The 14903-nt window shown below is 53.2% G+C and carries 17 protein-coding genes; 13 read left to right on the top strand and 4 right to left on the bottom strand.

Features of this window, described 5'->3' with window-relative positions; translation table 11 throughout:
- Positions 1-384: 384 nt before the first annotated feature.
- From ACIPF8_RS00310 to ACIPF8_RS00325, 4 genes are all read right to left on the bottom strand, one after another.
- Positions 385-798: a carboxymuconolactone decarboxylase family protein gene (locus tag ACIPF8_RS00310; RefSeq protein ID WP_400416373.1), complete on the bottom strand. Its 414-nt coding sequence runs from the start codon at positions 796-798 to the stop codon at positions 385-387.
- 12 nt (positions 799-810) lie between these two features.
- Positions 811-1206: a MerR family transcriptional regulator gene (locus ACIPF8_RS00315; protein ID WP_400416375.1), complete on the bottom strand. Its 396-nt coding sequence runs from the start codon at positions 1204-1206 to the stop codon at positions 811-813.
- 227 nt (positions 1207-1433) lie between these two features.
- Positions 1434-1898: a hypothetical protein gene (locus tag ACIPF8_RS00320; protein ID WP_400416377.1), complete on the bottom strand. Its 465-nt coding sequence runs from the start codon at positions 1896-1898 to the stop codon at positions 1434-1436.
- A gap of 86 nt (positions 1899-1984) precedes the next feature.
- A complete protein-coding gene (locus ACIPF8_RS00325; protein ID WP_400416380.1) occupies positions 1985-3019 on the bottom strand; it encodes an OmpA family protein in 1035 nt (344 codons plus the stop codon).
- 289 nt (positions 3020-3308) lie between these two features.
- On the opposite strand from ACIPF8_RS00325, the gene ACIPF8_RS00330 reads away from it, so the two are divergent.
- The 13 genes from ACIPF8_RS00330 (at position 3309) to ACIPF8_RS00390 (ending at position 14898) form a co-directional block, all read left to right on the top strand.
- Positions 3309-3566, top strand: a complete 258-nt coding sequence (locus tag ACIPF8_RS00330) for a hypothetical protein (RefSeq protein WP_400416383.1) — start codon at positions 3309-3311, stop codon at positions 3564-3566.
- 93 nt (positions 3567-3659) lie between these two features.
- Positions 3660-5030, top strand: a complete 1371-nt coding sequence (locus tag ACIPF8_RS00335; protein WP_400416386.1) for a pilus assembly protein TadG-related protein — start codon at positions 3660-3662, stop codon at positions 5028-5030.
- Positions 5021-5836: a hypothetical protein gene (locus ACIPF8_RS00340; RefSeq protein ID WP_400416389.1), complete on the top strand. Its 816-nt coding sequence runs from the start codon at positions 5021-5023 to the stop codon at positions 5834-5836. Before ACIPF8_RS00335 ends, ACIPF8_RS00340 begins: the two co-directional genes overlap by 10 nt.
- On the top strand, positions 5833-6657 hold the full coding sequence (locus tag ACIPF8_RS00345; RefSeq protein WP_400416392.1) for a TadE/TadG family type IV pilus assembly protein: 825 nt from the start codon (positions 5833-5835) through the stop codon (positions 6655-6657). Before ACIPF8_RS00340 ends, ACIPF8_RS00345 begins: the two co-directional genes overlap by 4 nt.
- A 13-nt stretch (positions 6658-6670) precedes the next feature.
- On the top strand, positions 6671-7348 hold the full coding sequence (locus ACIPF8_RS00350; RefSeq protein WP_400416395.1) for a hypothetical protein: 678 nt from the start codon (positions 6671-6673) through the stop codon (positions 7346-7348).
- Between the two features lie 88 nt (positions 7349-7436).
- Positions 7437-7652: a hypothetical protein gene (locus tag ACIPF8_RS00355; RefSeq protein ID WP_400416398.1), complete on the top strand. Its 216-nt coding sequence runs from the start codon at positions 7437-7439 to the stop codon at positions 7650-7652.
- A 27-nt stretch (positions 7653-7679) separates the two neighbouring features.
- Positions 7680-8738, top strand: coding sequence for a Flp pilus assembly protein CpaB (cpaB, locus tag ACIPF8_RS00360; protein WP_400416401.1), 1059 nt, complete (start codon positions 7680-7682; stop codon positions 8736-8738).
- Positions 8739-8837: 99 nt separating this feature from the next.
- Entirely contained in the window at positions 8838-10073 is a 1236-nt protein-coding gene (locus ACIPF8_RS00365; protein WP_400416403.1) for a type II and III secretion system protein family protein, read from the top strand.
- Positions 10074-10077: 4 nt separating this feature from the next.
- Entirely contained in the window at positions 10078-11913 is a 1836-nt protein-coding gene (locus tag ACIPF8_RS00370; protein WP_400416406.1) for an ATPase, T2SS/T4P/T4SS family, read from the top strand.
- The gene (locus tag ACIPF8_RS00375; protein WP_400416409.1) at positions 11906-12766 is read left to right on the top strand and encodes a type II secretion system F family protein; all 861 of its coding nucleotides are present in this window, start codon (positions 11906-11908) and stop codon (positions 12764-12766) included. The genes ACIPF8_RS00370 and ACIPF8_RS00375 overlap by 8 nt, the downstream gene beginning before the upstream one ends.
- A gap of 12 nt (positions 12767-12778) precedes the next feature.
- Entirely contained in the window at positions 12779-13648 is an 870-nt protein-coding gene (locus tag ACIPF8_RS00380) for a type II secretion system F family protein (protein WP_400416411.1), read from the top strand.
- A 19-nt stretch (positions 13649-13667) separates the two neighbouring features.
- Positions 13668-14174, top strand: a complete 507-nt coding sequence (locus tag ACIPF8_RS00385; protein WP_400416414.1) for a tetratricopeptide repeat protein — start codon at positions 13668-13670, stop codon at positions 14172-14174.
- 4 nt (positions 14175-14178) lie between these two features.
- Positions 14179-14898 (top strand): TadE family protein, encoded by a 720-nt coding sequence (locus ACIPF8_RS00390; protein ID WP_400416416.1) that lies wholly within the window; start codon positions 14179-14181, stop codon positions 14896-14898.
- The last annotated feature ends 5 nt before the right edge of the window (positions 14899-14903 follow it).

Raw genomic sequence — 14903 nt, forward strand, 5'->3', positions numbered from 1 at the left:
CGCGAGAGTTGTATCGCCATGTCGGTGCAAATGCCTATAACAGATGTTTTCCTGCGGAAAGTAGGCTATCGTTTTTTCTTATATCCCTATCCCGAATCAGTATTTCCTGCGCGACGCGCAACTCACTTAGACTTCATTCACAGCAGGTTTCAGTGTGTTGCAAGGGCCGCCATCATGGCCTCATCGTCTGACAGTCGAAGACCTTATCGGGTATTCACATGGCAGGCGCATTTCAGGTTATCCGCCTGAGGCGATAGAAAAAATGCACATGCGATGATCTACTGCCGGACCATTCTCGAGGAATCTGTGCTGCGGCTCCGCCTTGATCAAGCGGAGCGAGCCGGAATCATTTAGCGAACACCGCCGGGAGGTCCCGGCACCCCATTAATTTGTTGCCATCTGCGATTGCGCAAGCCGATCATGTTCGGCAAATACTTCCTTCGCCGCAAACATGCCGTTCAGCGCTGCCGGAAAGCCGGCGTACAGCGCCATCTGCATGATGGTCTCAGTGATTTCCAGGCGTGACAGGCCAACATTCAGCGCAGCAGCAAGATGCACCTTCAACTGCGGCTGTGCGGTGCCCATTGCGGTCAACGCAGCTACCGTTGCCAGTTCGCGTTGCTGCAGCGTCAAGCCGGGGCGTGAATAGATTTCACCGAAACCGAACTCGATGACGTAACGCCCAAGATCGGGTGAAATGTCGGCCAAGCTGTCGATGACCTTTTCGCCGGCGATGTCGTCGACTTCCTTCAAGCGTTTCAAGCCTTTTTCGTATGTGGTAGTTGTGCTTTGTTCCATGCGATTCTCCGGTTATGCGTTGAGGGTCGCTTTCAGTTTTTCTTCCATGCCGGCGTACAGTGCGACTTTGTCGCGCAGCATCGCCAGCGTGTCCTGAAGTACCAAAAGCTCTGCTTCGAGCGTTTCGGCGTGCTGTTCCAGCAACACCTTGCGCTCAGACACACTGCCAAGTTGCTCTCCCATCCTGCGCAGTTCGGCATAGCGCAACATCTGCTGGATCGACATGCCGGTAGCGCGCAATCTGAGCAAGAATTCAATCCAGCGCAAATCTTCCTGGCGATACAGGCGATGCTGATTACTTTGGCGCGGCACCGGATCGATCAACCCGATCCTTTCGTAGTAACGCAAAGTATGGATGCTCAGTCCGGTGGCTGCGGAAGCTTGTTGAATTGATATGGAAGTGGTCATGGAATCAAGCTTAAAAGTTAGAGTGCGCTCTAGGTCAAGCATTAATTATGCGGTAGAACTCGGGAGAGCTGCTGCGATCCTGAACGGACAAGAAAATGCGCCACAATTGGCGCCGTCCGACGATGGGCGAGGGATTTGGATTTTGGAGAGTGGCCAGCTGGAGCAACTGGCGGGAGAAGTTCAGCGGCCCCTGCGGTACAAGACAGGGGCCGTTGTGGGCGGAGGGATTAGTGATTCAGTGTTTTGACTGTACAGTTTTGCGCCAGGACTGCAACCTTGACAGCAGGAAGGTCAGGACTGCTTCCCAGTCGAATCAACTGGCAACTCACAGCTCCAGCCAACTTGCCTTGAAACTCGGCGAGCCCCATCAATCGGGACTCAGGTACGGATTGATTAAATACGATGTAGGCGGGAAATTCTTGTCCTTTGAAGTCCTTGGTTGTACCAATGATGCCGTTCAGTGTTTGCGGATTGCCAAGGGCCGCAACCATACCGTTGTCGATATTCACCACTGCATTTTTTCTCTCTTCGATGGCGTTTACCCGGAATGAAGTTTGTTGAGCGGCTGCAAGGTTAACGGCGCATGCACTGAAAATGCCGAGGCAGAAAAAGGTCGATTTTTTAAATGTGAGTATCATTTTTAATAGTAGCGGAGTCGCAATAAAGGTGTTGTTAGAAGCGGGCGCAGGCAATCCTGCGATCCAGGTCAGTTGATACTTTCAAGCGGCAACCGGTGAGCAGCGATGTTTTCGGCAATCGCTGCAGACCGGCATGCGTTTTACTGTTTTACTAATTCCACGCGGCGGTTTTTTGCACGTCCTTCTTCGTTTCCATTGTCTGCAATCGGGTTGTCCGCGCCCATGCCTTTTGCACTGAGGCGAGCTTTGTCTATCCCTTTCGTGACAAGAGTCGCTACGACCACATCGGCGCGTTGTTGCGAGAGCGCCTTGTTGTGTTGCGCATCGCCGCTGTTGTCGGTATGCCCCTCGACTGACAATTTAAGGGCGGGGTCCTTATTCAACAATTTCCCGATTTCGTCTACTGCCGCCATGCCGTCCTGCTTGATCAAGGCCTTGTCGGTATCGAAGTTGATGTACAGCGCAATATGTCCCTTGGTGTTGAGTTCGCTTTGCATCGCGTCGGCTGTCACGAAGGCGACTTGCTGCTTCATCGCCTGTTCTTCGATAGTGGAAATTTGCGTTGAAGTGGAGCTAGTTGTGACCGCAATCCAGATATTTTTCTCTGGTGTGCGAATCAGGTAAGCGTCGTACGCATCGACGTAATCCTTGAGGTGCAATTTATTGACGATGAGGTCGCCAAGATCGCCGCCATTCGCCTTGACGAAAGCAGGATCGCCTGGCAGCACGGTATTCACTTTTACGCCGCCGAGTGCCTTGATTGCCGCTTCATAGTTGCGTTGCGAAGCGAGCTGCGTCAGCTGCGCATCCGCATCCCGGAAGCGGCGATTTTCGATACGTCCTTCCACCGCGTGCAATTCATTTCCAGCGACTACGTAGGCGCGATCGAAAGCCGATTTGTCGCTGAACCGATCGCCATCTGCCAGGCCTTGTGGCCAATCGAGATAAGGAAAGGGCGGTAGCGGAATAGTCGAAACCGGGACGCTATTCAGGTCAAATCCTGTCTTTGGATTTGGAGGGTTATTTGCGGACTCCGCATTTGCCGGTTTGCTAGGCGCAACGGCGGCTGCAACTGCAACATCGGGTTGTGGTACGTCACTTTTTCGCTTGCACCCAAATAATGGAATGGCGATGCAAAGGGCAACGGTAAACGCTAGCTTTGAATTGGATGACATGTTCAGGCTTGGGTATGGGAAATGGGTTTAAGAAGAGGTGTTGCAAAATTTCCACGCGGGAATAAATTTTTTTGATTAGAAAAGTTGTCAGATTTCTTGAGGATTTACTTCAATGTATAGAGCGAAATATAGCGGATTTTGAGCCATCAACTCGTAAAAAAGTTTCCGCACAACATGTTATTTTCTGTATTCAAATGTAAACAAATGTAATGACGCGGTAAAAATTGGTTGCTAAAATGCATTTGTTGTCGATGGGTAACTTTATTGTAATTCAAAATTCGAGGAAATCATGCAACAAATTAAATTGCAATCGCGTCAATTGGGCCAGGGTATGACGGAGTACATCATCATCGTTGCGCTGATCGCTATCGCGGCTATCGGCGTGTATCAAGCGTTTGGTGGCGTGGTACGTGGTCAGACCGCTGCTGCTGCACAAACGCTGGCCGGCGGTTCCGCAGCCGGTGTTCGTAGCAACGTTACAACAACGGGCACCACTGCTCAAAATGAAGGCACCAAGACAAAAGACTTGAAGTCTTTTGAGCAATAACAGCATGAAGCAAAGCCGATGCGACCTGTGGTTAGGGTCGCATCGGCTTGTCTGGACTCACCTTTCCATTAATTGAAAAAAAGGCATTGAATCATGCGCGTCAGGACTTTTTTGCAAAGCGGGCAGACGCTGGTGCTGTTTCTTGGCTTTGCTGCAGCCCTGGTCGGCGCGCTCCTGATCGCCTTTAATTCGGGCCAAACAACTAACGCCAAAATGCGCGCGATGAATGCCGCCGATGCCGCCGCTTACAGTGGCGCAGTCTGGCAGGCACGTACCTTGAATTTTCAGGCCTACACGAATCGGGCCATGGTCGCCAATGAAGTGGCGATTGCACAATCTGTCAGCCTCCGTTCTTGGGTTTCTTACGTCGATAGTTTTGTGAATAACGGCCCAATGGCTTTGCTAAAAATTGTGCCTTACCTGGGAGAAGCGCTGATCGAAGTTGGCAGCGTGATTAAGGAAGTCGACCAGGCCGTACAAAGCGCGTTGCCTATCGCCGAAATTGCCTTGCGCGGCATTAACCAGCTCTATTATCCGGCGCAAGAAATTATGAATTTGTCTGGGACCGTGGTCGCGCAGGATCTGGCGAAAAATGTGGCGCAACAGAACGGCGCGCAATTGAGTAACGCGGCGGTAGAGCTTTTTGCCAAAAATGAATTGGCATGGATTGGATTCACAGATTCCTATATCGGCACCAGAGGCGGGAAAGTCGGTAGCGACAGGCGTACCAGATTGCGTGAAGTGACATTGTTGTCGCGGGACGGGTTTACCTATTCACGCAACTGGAGTATTGGCGTTCCTTTTGTCTTTAAGTTTCGCAAGCAGGGCGGCACAGATCTGATTGACTTCGATGCATGGAAGGGGCTCGATTCGTCGCAAGTCCAAACTGGATGGACGCCTAAAGGCTGGCTCGCGACTGTCCCGACCGGGTGGGGCGGCGCTCAAGCATATAACCCGAATAAGGTTAGCAAAGCTATTTCGCAAACAGGTGATTGGAATTCGATCGACGGGCGGCTCGCCCAAGGTCTTGCTAATGGTCAGAACGCAAAAAATATTGAAACGCCTTTTCCAAATTATCGGGACATCAAAAATCCCACAGTGAAAGACGCCGATCTACACCTGCCGTTCGTGGTTGAAGTGGTGATCAACAGGGCGCAAATCAAAACTTCCGATGACCCCAACATTCAGGGCAAGGCCATTCTTCACGATGGCACGATTGTTGATCCTGCCCCCAATTTTGCCAGCGGAAATGCCGGGGTTTTTGCGCTTTCTTCCGCCTGCGTGCGTTTCTCTCGTCCATACGGCAGCGATCGTGCCGGAGGTATCGAATATCCAAGTTTGTTCAACCCATACTGGCGCGCCTCGCTGGCGACCAACAGCGCGATATCGCGCGGGATTGTCGACGCTGTCAAAGGCCTGGCGCCAGTTGCAGCAATTATTGATGGGAGCGGTTCATGCAATTGAAGGCGATGAGGGAAATGCTTAATTCAAAGTTGATTCTAATGATGTCGATGGCGGGTCTGGTTTTGGCAGGGTGCGGACAAAGTGCGTCGTCGGCCGGAGAACCGACTGCCGCCGCCGGGAATACTTACGAACTGGTTCAACTGGTGCGCCCGGAGCCAGCGGATGGCCCGTTTCAGGTAGTCAAAGAGACTGCCTACAAGATGTGCTCGATGATGGCGGAGTTGAAACACCTGCCGGTGAAACCTTTTCCCAATCCACCGGCCGGTTATGCGACCGAGCGCATTACCGTCGTCACGGACGGCAAGTCTTTTGTGAGGAAGAGCGAATCCCTTTACTCGACGGATACCTCTACCATCACTCCTGAAAACGGTTGCGAATACAAGATTTCTCCGAGCAAAGCCTATAGCGTCACGCTTCTGCACGGCGGCAAGCAAATCGATATCTCCGCTGCTGATGATGGCAAGGCGACGGTCGATACAACCGATGCCGGCACGTACACCGCATCTTCGACATCGGGGAAAGCATCAGACTTCAGCGAGCAGCGAACGGTAAATGGTGTCAATTTGCGCTGCTGGCCAAAATCGCATCCCATGCTGGCTAACGGCTTGCTGCTCGATATGTGCATCTATGAAAAAGATGGCGTCCTGGTGGAGTCCAACCAGCAACCCATTACGCTTTACTCCAAGGCTCGCCCGGCTGGCAAGGATCCGCGCTTTCCGTATGTGGTGATCACCGAGCCGGTGTCATTGCGTCAAGTGACGGATGGCGCTGCGAAACGCTTCCAGGCAGAAAGCTACAGCCAATGAAAACATCGCGCTATCGGCGCCAATGCGGCCAGGCGATGGTTGAGCTGATCGTCGTATCGGGCGTGATGGTCGCCTTGTTCCTGGGCATTTGGTACCTGGGGAAATTCCACGATATCCAGGCGGCGACGATCCAGGCCGCACGTTATGCAGCTTGGGAGCGCACGGTGCATCCTGCAGGCTACGCAGACAGCCAGATAGAGCAACAGACGCGGGCGCGTATCTTCAGCTGGAATCGCGATGCGTTTCGGTCGACAGATGGCATTGCCAGCAACGCTGCCTGGAATACACAAACTTCGATGTGGCTTGATCACAGGAATCAGGACGCGTTGATTGCCAAACCTAGCGACGTTACGGTTGGTACTACTTCGGGCCCTTTGCCGGGCAGCGCAGCGGGGACAGTGGATAGCGTGTTGAACGGTCTCACTGGAGCAATCGGCGCCCTGACAGGCGGCGAGAAATTGAATACCGGCGGATTTTACAAGAGCCAGGTTAGCGTCAAGATCGCCAACGTTGGATCACTGCCTGAGCCTCTGGATAACTTGAATTTGACATTGACGGAGTCAAATGCCTTGGTCACTGATAGCTGGGATGCCGATAGCCCACGCCAGGCGGCAATGCGCACTCGCAGTTTTGCACCGACCGCCATTTTTGAAAAGATTCAACCGATCCTTACTCCGTTGGAATGGGCATTGTCCATTATCGAACCCAGCTTCAAGAATTTCAAGCCGGGCGAAATTTGTCCGGACATTGTGCCCGCCGACAGGTTGGGAACGGGTGCGCGGAATATCCCAATGTACCAGTCCGCTTCCGGATGCTATTGAACATAACGAGATCATGAAAAAGCATGTACTTGGCCTTGCCTTGTCGCTGGTTTCAATGCTGGCTTGTTCCTGTGCTTATGCCGGGTGGCTCGATTCGCCGGACAACCTGCAATTGCAAAATGTTGGCCCGGAGATGCGGCTAAACGGAATTCCGATGGATATCCGTTACTTCGTAACTGATCAACCGGCCGATCAATTGCTCAAGCAATTTCAGGACGCCTGGGAACGAAGCAGTTATCGCACAAGCGTGAAGAAGAACAAGTTAGGGGATTGGACCGTGCTGAATCAGAGCTTCGGCGATGAACACCGCAGTGTGCAGATACGCGAAGCCGGGCCTGGAAAGATTGAGGGATTTGTTGCATTGACATCGCCGAAAAGAATGCGTGAACCCGTCTTGCAGTTGCGCCTGCCTACCGGCTTGCAATCGATGTCGGTGGTTGAGTCTTCCGATTCGGACCGGAGTTCACAACAGGTCACCGCCGTTTCCAGGCGATCTGTTGATGCGACTGCCAGCTCACTGGAAACGGCCTTGCGTGCCAATGGCTGGAAAGTGCAGGAGCGTCGCAAAACGGCGGCCGGAACGAGATTGGCGGCGGACAAGGGAACGCGCGACTTTGACGCGGTGCTCACCCCGGACGATGGCGGTGGTGCGGTCGTCATGATGAACACCGTGACGATGTCATCGCGATGACCGCAGCGACTCTGATGAAATCCTATTTCCGTGATCTGGAAAATCCGTTTTGTGGCGTTGTCGCTGCATTGTTTTTATTGGGTGAAAAATGAAACGTCACGCATATCACCGAGCGTATGCGCAAAGCGGACAGGCGCTGATGGAGTATGTCGTGATTGTGACAATGGTCGCGATCGTCATGTTCATTCCGATCCCATCGGTGGTCGGTGTGCCCGAATTTGTCGGGAAGACGCCGGCAGAGGTTTTAGCTTTTGCATTTAGAAATTTTTTTCGCGGTTTCAGTTTTCTGACTTCCGTCCTCTAATTTTTTTACTTAAAAGAAGTCGCTTCCTTGAAGATATCAAAAAACACTCTGCTACTCGGCGGTGCTGTTGCTCTCGGAATATTATGTTTCGTTGGTGCTCAGTACTATTTACGAAACTATCTTGCGCAGGCAGAAAAAAAACTGGCAGGTCAGTATGAAACCAAACAAGTGATTGTTGCTGCTGTCGACATCGCTCCTGGCAGCGTGCTGTCGACGGACAATCTGGCCGTACGCAAGATCCCAGTGCGTTATCTATCCAGCAATGTGCTGCAACCGGACGATCTGGAGACGGTCAGTGGCCAGCGCGTGGTTACCGGATTGAAGCCGGGAGATCCGATTGACCGGGGTGTGCTGGAGCGTTCAGACAGGCCGCCACTATCGACTACTGTTGCCAAAGGCGAGCGTGCCATTACCTTCCCGGTGGACGAGATCAGTTCGATCTCCGGCTTGCTGGTGCCGGGTGACATCATCGACTTGATCTTTACTGGTAAAGGTCTGACTGAAAACTCCTATCTGCCACGTACTTCTTCTGCGGGCGGCGGCGGAGCTGCTGCTTCGGGTACCGAATCGGGACCTAAAGAATTGACGCATGTCAGGCCACTGCTGCAGGCCGTGCCGGTTCTTGCGACAGGAAAAATGACGAAAAAGCGCATTGTGAAAACCGAGGACGGCAAGGAGCGCGAGGAGAACCAGGATTTCACGACCGTGACATTGAAGGTTTCACCCGATCAGGCGGAGAAAGTCCTGATTGCACAAAAGCTCGGTAGTCTCACTGCCGTCTTGCGTAACACGGAAGATACCGCTTCATTCGCTTCCACTCCGCTGGATGAAGTGACGTTTAAAAAGGTGGCGGATGCACCGGTTGCCGGTCGTGGAAATTTCATTGAAATCATCACCGGCGGAACCGGCAACGGTTTGCAGAAGACCCAGGCAGACGCATTCGGGCAAAGCTTGCTCTCGGCGATCACAGCCAAAGGAGGCGCCAATGCAAGCAGCTCTGGCGGATACGACGTCAAGAGTCGGCTTGGTATCGCCTCGTCTTCCGACAAGACCGATACAAAATCCAACAAAATATTCCCTAGATAAGAACGAAAGACAGACGTGATTAGATTTCTTGTATGTTTTTTATGCGCGCTTGCGCCTGTATTTGCCAACGCCAAAGCGGCGTTGCCGACGGATCTTGAAATGTTTGCGGGGGAGGCCCGGGTATTTCCAGTGGAAGTGACGCGCATTGCGATTGGCAATGGCAGTGTCATTTCCGTGACGACCATGGACAACAAGCAGTTGTTGGTGATCGCTGAGAAAGAAGGATCGTCCACTTTGCATCTTTGGCTGAAGGACGGCACTGAACAAGTGAGCACGTTCAACGTGATCGATTCCAGCATGAAAAAGAAACTGGAGGACATCAATAAGCTGTTGGTGAATGTCGACAATGTCACGGCGCGGATTGCCGGCAACAAGATTGTCCTCGAAGGTGACATGGTCAGTGACGCCAACCAGGACCGGGTCAAGGCGATCGCCGACATGTACAAAGATGTCGTGAATTTTGTCGGCAAGGTCGGTTGGGAAAAGATGGTTTATCTCGAGTTCAAGGTGCTGGAATTGACTAACAAAGGCTCCAGTTCGCTTGGTATCAGCTGGGATTCTACGATCAATGGCCCTGCGGCCGGTGTCATTGCGGATCCGGTAGGCAATTCCTTGTATCGCTATATTCCGGACAAGGCATCGTCAGGAGTTGATATGTCGAGCAATTTCCCGTTGAAAGTGTGGCCGCCGAAGGGGTTTGTCACGTTGGCGTCGGTGATTACATCGAAGATCAACCTGCTTGTTCAGGATGGAGAGGCGACAATGCTGGCGGCGCCGAATCTGACTACGCGCAGCGGCAGCACCGCAAAATTCATTGCCGGCGGCGAAATACCTCTACCGGTCCAAGGCGCATTCGGCCAGACCACGGTTGAATTTAAGGAGTACGGCATCATCGCCGAAGTTACTCCTGTGGCAGATAGCTCAGGCGTTATTTATGCCAAGGTCGATGTCGAGGTGAGTAGCATCGATCGATCCGTGACGATTCAGAACATCCCTGGCCTGCTAAAAAGGAAAACGACCGCCGAATTCAATGCGCGTGACGGCGAGACGGTGGTGTTGAACGGTTTGTATTCGTACCAGATTTCCAAGGATTCTCAAAAATTGCCTGTGCTTGGCGACGTACCGTTACTGGGCGGTCTGTTCCGCAACAAGAACGATGACAAGCAGACCCGAGAAGTGGCAATCATCATCACTCCGCGGATCATCCGACCTACATCGACGCTGGCGCGTGGACCGAAAGATGTGAATGCGGAGAACCTTTATCAGTTCGATAAAAAACTGCGTGACAACGCGCCGATGCCGAACTTGCCCGCCAAATTAACCGTGACCGAATAACGATATGCTGGTTATTGAATCCAAAAGCCCGGACGGGCGTCTGCTTGATCATATTCTCAGTACTCCCGTTGTATTGGGCGGACAAGGAGACTCGCCGATTCCGCTGCCCCCTGCAGCAGGGCGGCGTGCTGCAAAAATAGTTTTTGACGGCGACGGCCCGGTCAGCGTGATCGATATGGGGTGTGCATCAGGCGTGTTTGTCAATGGCGAACGGATTGTTCGCTACGGCCCGTTGCGGGTCGATGATTCGATCAGCATCTGCGGGCAGGTTTTGCGCATCAAGTCGCTGGGCGCTCCCAAGCATCTGGACAGTCTTCAGCCGAAATCTCCGCATAGCCTGGAATCTCCTGTGGTGGCACTAGGTGCTGATTTTAATGCTACTTCGGTTGCCGTTGAGGTCAAGCCGATTCGCCCTGCGGCGGTAAGCCAACCGACGGCCGCATTTGGCGCGGTTGATCCTGTACGTGATGTGGAACCGGTTAAAACGGCCAAGACGCAGGCCGCAGAAGAGGATCGCAGCCGTCAGTTGGCGCTGTCGAAGCAGGCTGGATTACTGCATTCGGAGTTGATTCAGACGCTGGATTTGCGGCGTCAGGACGTCACGCGCATGGCGGATCTGGAATTGCGGACTTTGGCTAACAAGCTGATCTGGGAGTTGATGGACAAGGTCGGCCTGCCGGCCGGGATAGACAGGAAAGAGCTTGCCGAATTCGTCCTGAACGAAGCGGTCGGGCTGGGAGTGCTTGAAAGCTTGCTAGCTGATGATTCCGTCACTGAAATCATGGTCAACAGCGCACAAGATATTTTTATCGAACGATCAGGCCAAACGCGTCGCTCGGATATCGCATTCAGTAGCGAAAAAGCACTGATGGGTGTGATTGAGCGGATTGTGTCGCCAATCGGACGGCGTGTCGATGAGTCTTCGCCTTTGTGCGATGCCCGTCTGAAAGACGGCTCGCGGGTCAATATCGTGATTCCGCCGATTGCTCTGAAGGGGCCTTCGATCTCAATACGTAAATTTGCGAAACGCCGGTTGCAGATTGAGGATTTGGTCAAGTACGACTCGGTGGATGCGACCATGGTCGAATTCCTGAAAATTTGCGTCGAACAAAAGAAAAATATCGTCATTTCGGGTGGTACCGGTTCAGGCAAGACTACCTTGCTGAACGTCATTTCAAACCTGATCCCGCCATTCGAACGGATTGTGACGATTGAAGATGCCGCCGAACTCAAGCTGTATCACGACAACCTGGTTACGCTGGAGGCACGCCCAGCCAACGTCGAGGGACGCGGGCAGGTCTCGATCCGCGAACTGGTGAAGAACGCCTTGCGGATGCGGCCGGACCGCATCATCGTCGGCGAGTGCCGCGGCGGTGAGGCACTGGACATGCTGCAGGCGATGAATACCGGTCATGATGGCTCGTTGACCACCGGACATGCAAACTCCCCGCGCGACATGTTGTCACGTCTGGAGGTGATGGTGCTGATGGCCGGGATGGATCTGCCGATTACGGCGATCCGTGAGCAGATGGCTTCGGCGGTGCAGATCATTGTCCAGCAGACCCGTTTCGCATGTGGTACCCGTAAAGTCACCAGCATCACCGAAGTTACCGGCATGGAGCGCGGCATGATCCAGATGCAGGAAATTTTCCGCTTCCAGCGTCTCGGCTTCAACGAAAACGGCAAGGTGCGTGGCTATTTCACGCCCTGCGGCTACGTACCGACTTTCTACGAAGAGTTGCGATCATATGGTGTCGATCCGGATTTCTCTATTTTCGAAGAGCGCCAGATGCCGGGTTCTGATGCGCGCCAATCAGCGGGCCATACGATAAATGGATAACTGGCTGCTTCCTGTCGTCATCGGGTTGGGGTTTGCCCTGACCGCCGCGATGCTGTTGATTGGCGTATCGTCCGCCGGACGCCAGATGGCCGAAAGCTATCGTGACAACGTGCTCGATTCCACCAGCGCCCAGCTGTCCGAGATGTTCATTTTTCTGGACAGTAGTCGGCTGCTGAAGATCAGCGCCGGCGCCACGATCATTGTGCCGCTGGTGGTGTTTTTATTGACCGGCAATCCATTGATTGCGCTCGGTGCCGCCGCGGCCTGTCTGTTCGGACCGACTCTTGCGCATAACCGGCTCAAGAAAAAGAGGCACAAAAAACTGGTTCGGCAATTGCCCGACAGCCTTGACGCGCTAGTCGGCGCATTACGCTCTGGCATGAGCCTGACCCAGGCGCTGGGCTTGCTCGCGGAGCAATTGCCAAAGCCGTCCAGCCAGGAGTTCGGTCTGGTGGTGCGTAAGTTGCGCATGGGGGTAGGGCTGGATGATGTCTTGAATGAATTGGAAGTGCGTGCCGAATCGCAGGAATACACGATGTTCACCACCAGCATGCGGATTGCGCGCGAAGTCGGGGGCAATTTGACGGAGTCGCTGGAGCGGCTGGCCGACACAATGCGGAAAAAGCTGGCAATGGAAGACAAGATTGATGCGTTGACTTCGCAGGGCAAGTTGCAGGGCATCATCGTTGGTTGCCTGCCGCTGTTCCTGATGTGGGTGTTGACGCAGATGGAGCCGGAGGCGATGCATCCGTTGTTTCATACCTGGTTGGGATACGGCGTGCTGTTTGTTATTTTCCTGTTGGAGCTGGTTGGTTTTGTTCTGATCCGGAAAATTGTTCGAATCGATGTTTAGACTGAGGTCGCCATGATTGCACTTCTGTTGCCTGCGCTGTTTGCGATTTCCATCGTGGTGCTGTGCATTGTCACCTATCGTGTGGTGTCGGCCGTGCCAAGCGAGGATCGAACCTATGCCGATAAACCGCCGGGATTGCTGCGCAAGGTGTGGATCCTGGTCGAGATTGTCTCGCACTATGTGGGGCCTTACCTGTCGGTTGAGTATCGGGAAAAAACCATTCGTCGCCTGCGCAAGGCCGAGCTCGACTATGCGCTGAGTCCCCAGCAATGGGTTTCCTCGAAAATCGTCTATGCCATTCTGGTTGGCTTGTTCGTCACCCTGATGGGATTGTGGATGGGCGTACACAGCGTCGTCTGGACTGCCATTGGCGGATTTTGCGGATTCGTTTACCTGGAGCTGTGGATGCGGGATCGCATCAAGGTAATTGAAATCCAGGTGTTGAAGAATCTGCCGAACTTCCTCGACATGCTGACGCTCGCCATTGAATCTGGTTGCAACCTGACGGTTGGGATCAATATCGCTGTTGAAAAATCTCCTGACAATCCTTTGCAGCGGGCATTTGCCAGATTGTTACGGGAAATTCGCTCCGGGCGTACGCGTATCGATGCACTCCGTGCGTTGGAAGAGCGTCTCGATATTACTTCCGTCACGTCGATGACGACCGCGCTGGTGCAAGCAGAGAAGACCGGCGCCAGCCTGGGTACCGTGTTGCGGGCGCAATCGACCCAGCGCACCAATGAACGTTTCGCACGCGCAGAGAAATTGGCGATGGAAGCGCCGGTAAAGATGCTCGGGCCTTTGATCCTGTGCATATTCCCATGTACTTTCCTGGTGCTTGGCTTTCCAATCGCAATGAAGATGATGAATGCATTCCATTAAACGAGGTGATATTTTGGTAGTGAATCAACGTATTTTGATGCTGGTTGCAGTTGTCGCCAGTTTGTTGTGCAGTGGTTGTGCCACCACTAGCCTGGACGCTGAAACCGAGCCAGGGAAGATGAGCGAAGCGACCATGCAATCCTTGCTGGCGCAGGCGGAGCAAGTCGCCGCCAATGGCAATCTGATTGCTGCCGGAGATATTTATTCAAAGGTAGTGAAAGCCTACCCGAACAATTCGGCAGTCTGGTTTCGTCTGGGAACCACCTATTTGCGTAACGACCAGCCGGACCTGGCAGTCATCGCCTATCGTGAAGCACTCCGTTATGACCCTTCGATGTCCAAGGCTTGGTCCAACCTGGCGATTGCCCATCTGTCGCAATTCCGCAAAGCCGCTACCAGGGCCGTTGCCAGCGATCAGATCAGCGAAGGCAATCGCACCACCTTGAAATCGTTGCTGGCGGATGTGGACCACGCAGTCGAACCAGCCACGGCCCAGTTCGAAGCACCTACCAATGACATGAGATGATCGTATGAAAATGAGACGGCTACTTGATTGGCGTAAGCAGGGCGGCGCTGCTTCAGTGGAGTTCTACGTCGTGTCGTTTTTTGTTTTTATTCCCATGGTCATGGCAGTGTTGCAGCTGGGTTTATTCTTCGTGGCGAAGAATACCGTCAATCTTGCGACGTTTTCTGCGGCTCGTGCCGGTGCGGCTTCCGGCGGTGACAAAGGGGAGATGGCGAATAATTTCGCCAAGGCCGTCGCCCCTTTGTTTGCCGATACGCGCACCGATGTCACCAATGCAAATTACCCCACCGTACTGGGAACCGCCTATGCCAAGGCGCGCCTGTATATGGCAATTCCAGTGATGAATTCAATTGATATATTGAATCCGACGGCAAGTTCATTTAGTGATTTTGGTGTTGTCAAGCCGGGTGGAGGGGGGAAGATTATTCCAACCACCAATATCATGAATGACACCAAGATCGGTAGCGCGTCGGGCCAGACGCGTGCAGAGGCGCTGCTGTTCAAGATTGAAGTCAGATTCTGCTATCAGATGCCTATTCCCATCATTGACAAGATGTTGTCAACGATATTGCTGGGACTGAGCGACGATATACATATACTCCCGTCTTTGGATCCGAAAGATGTTGCTTGCTACAGCGGTGTGGATGGCTCATATGGGATTCCGATCAAATCGCAAGCTGTGATCCGCATGACAGAGCCGCCTGATTCTGGAAAAATTTTTTAGCAACG

The sequence above is a fragment of the Collimonas sp. NPDC087041 genome (assembly GCF_044745265.1).
In the GTDB taxonomy this organism is placed as follows: domain Bacteria; phylum Pseudomonadota; class Gammaproteobacteria; order Burkholderiales; family Burkholderiaceae_D; genus Collimonas.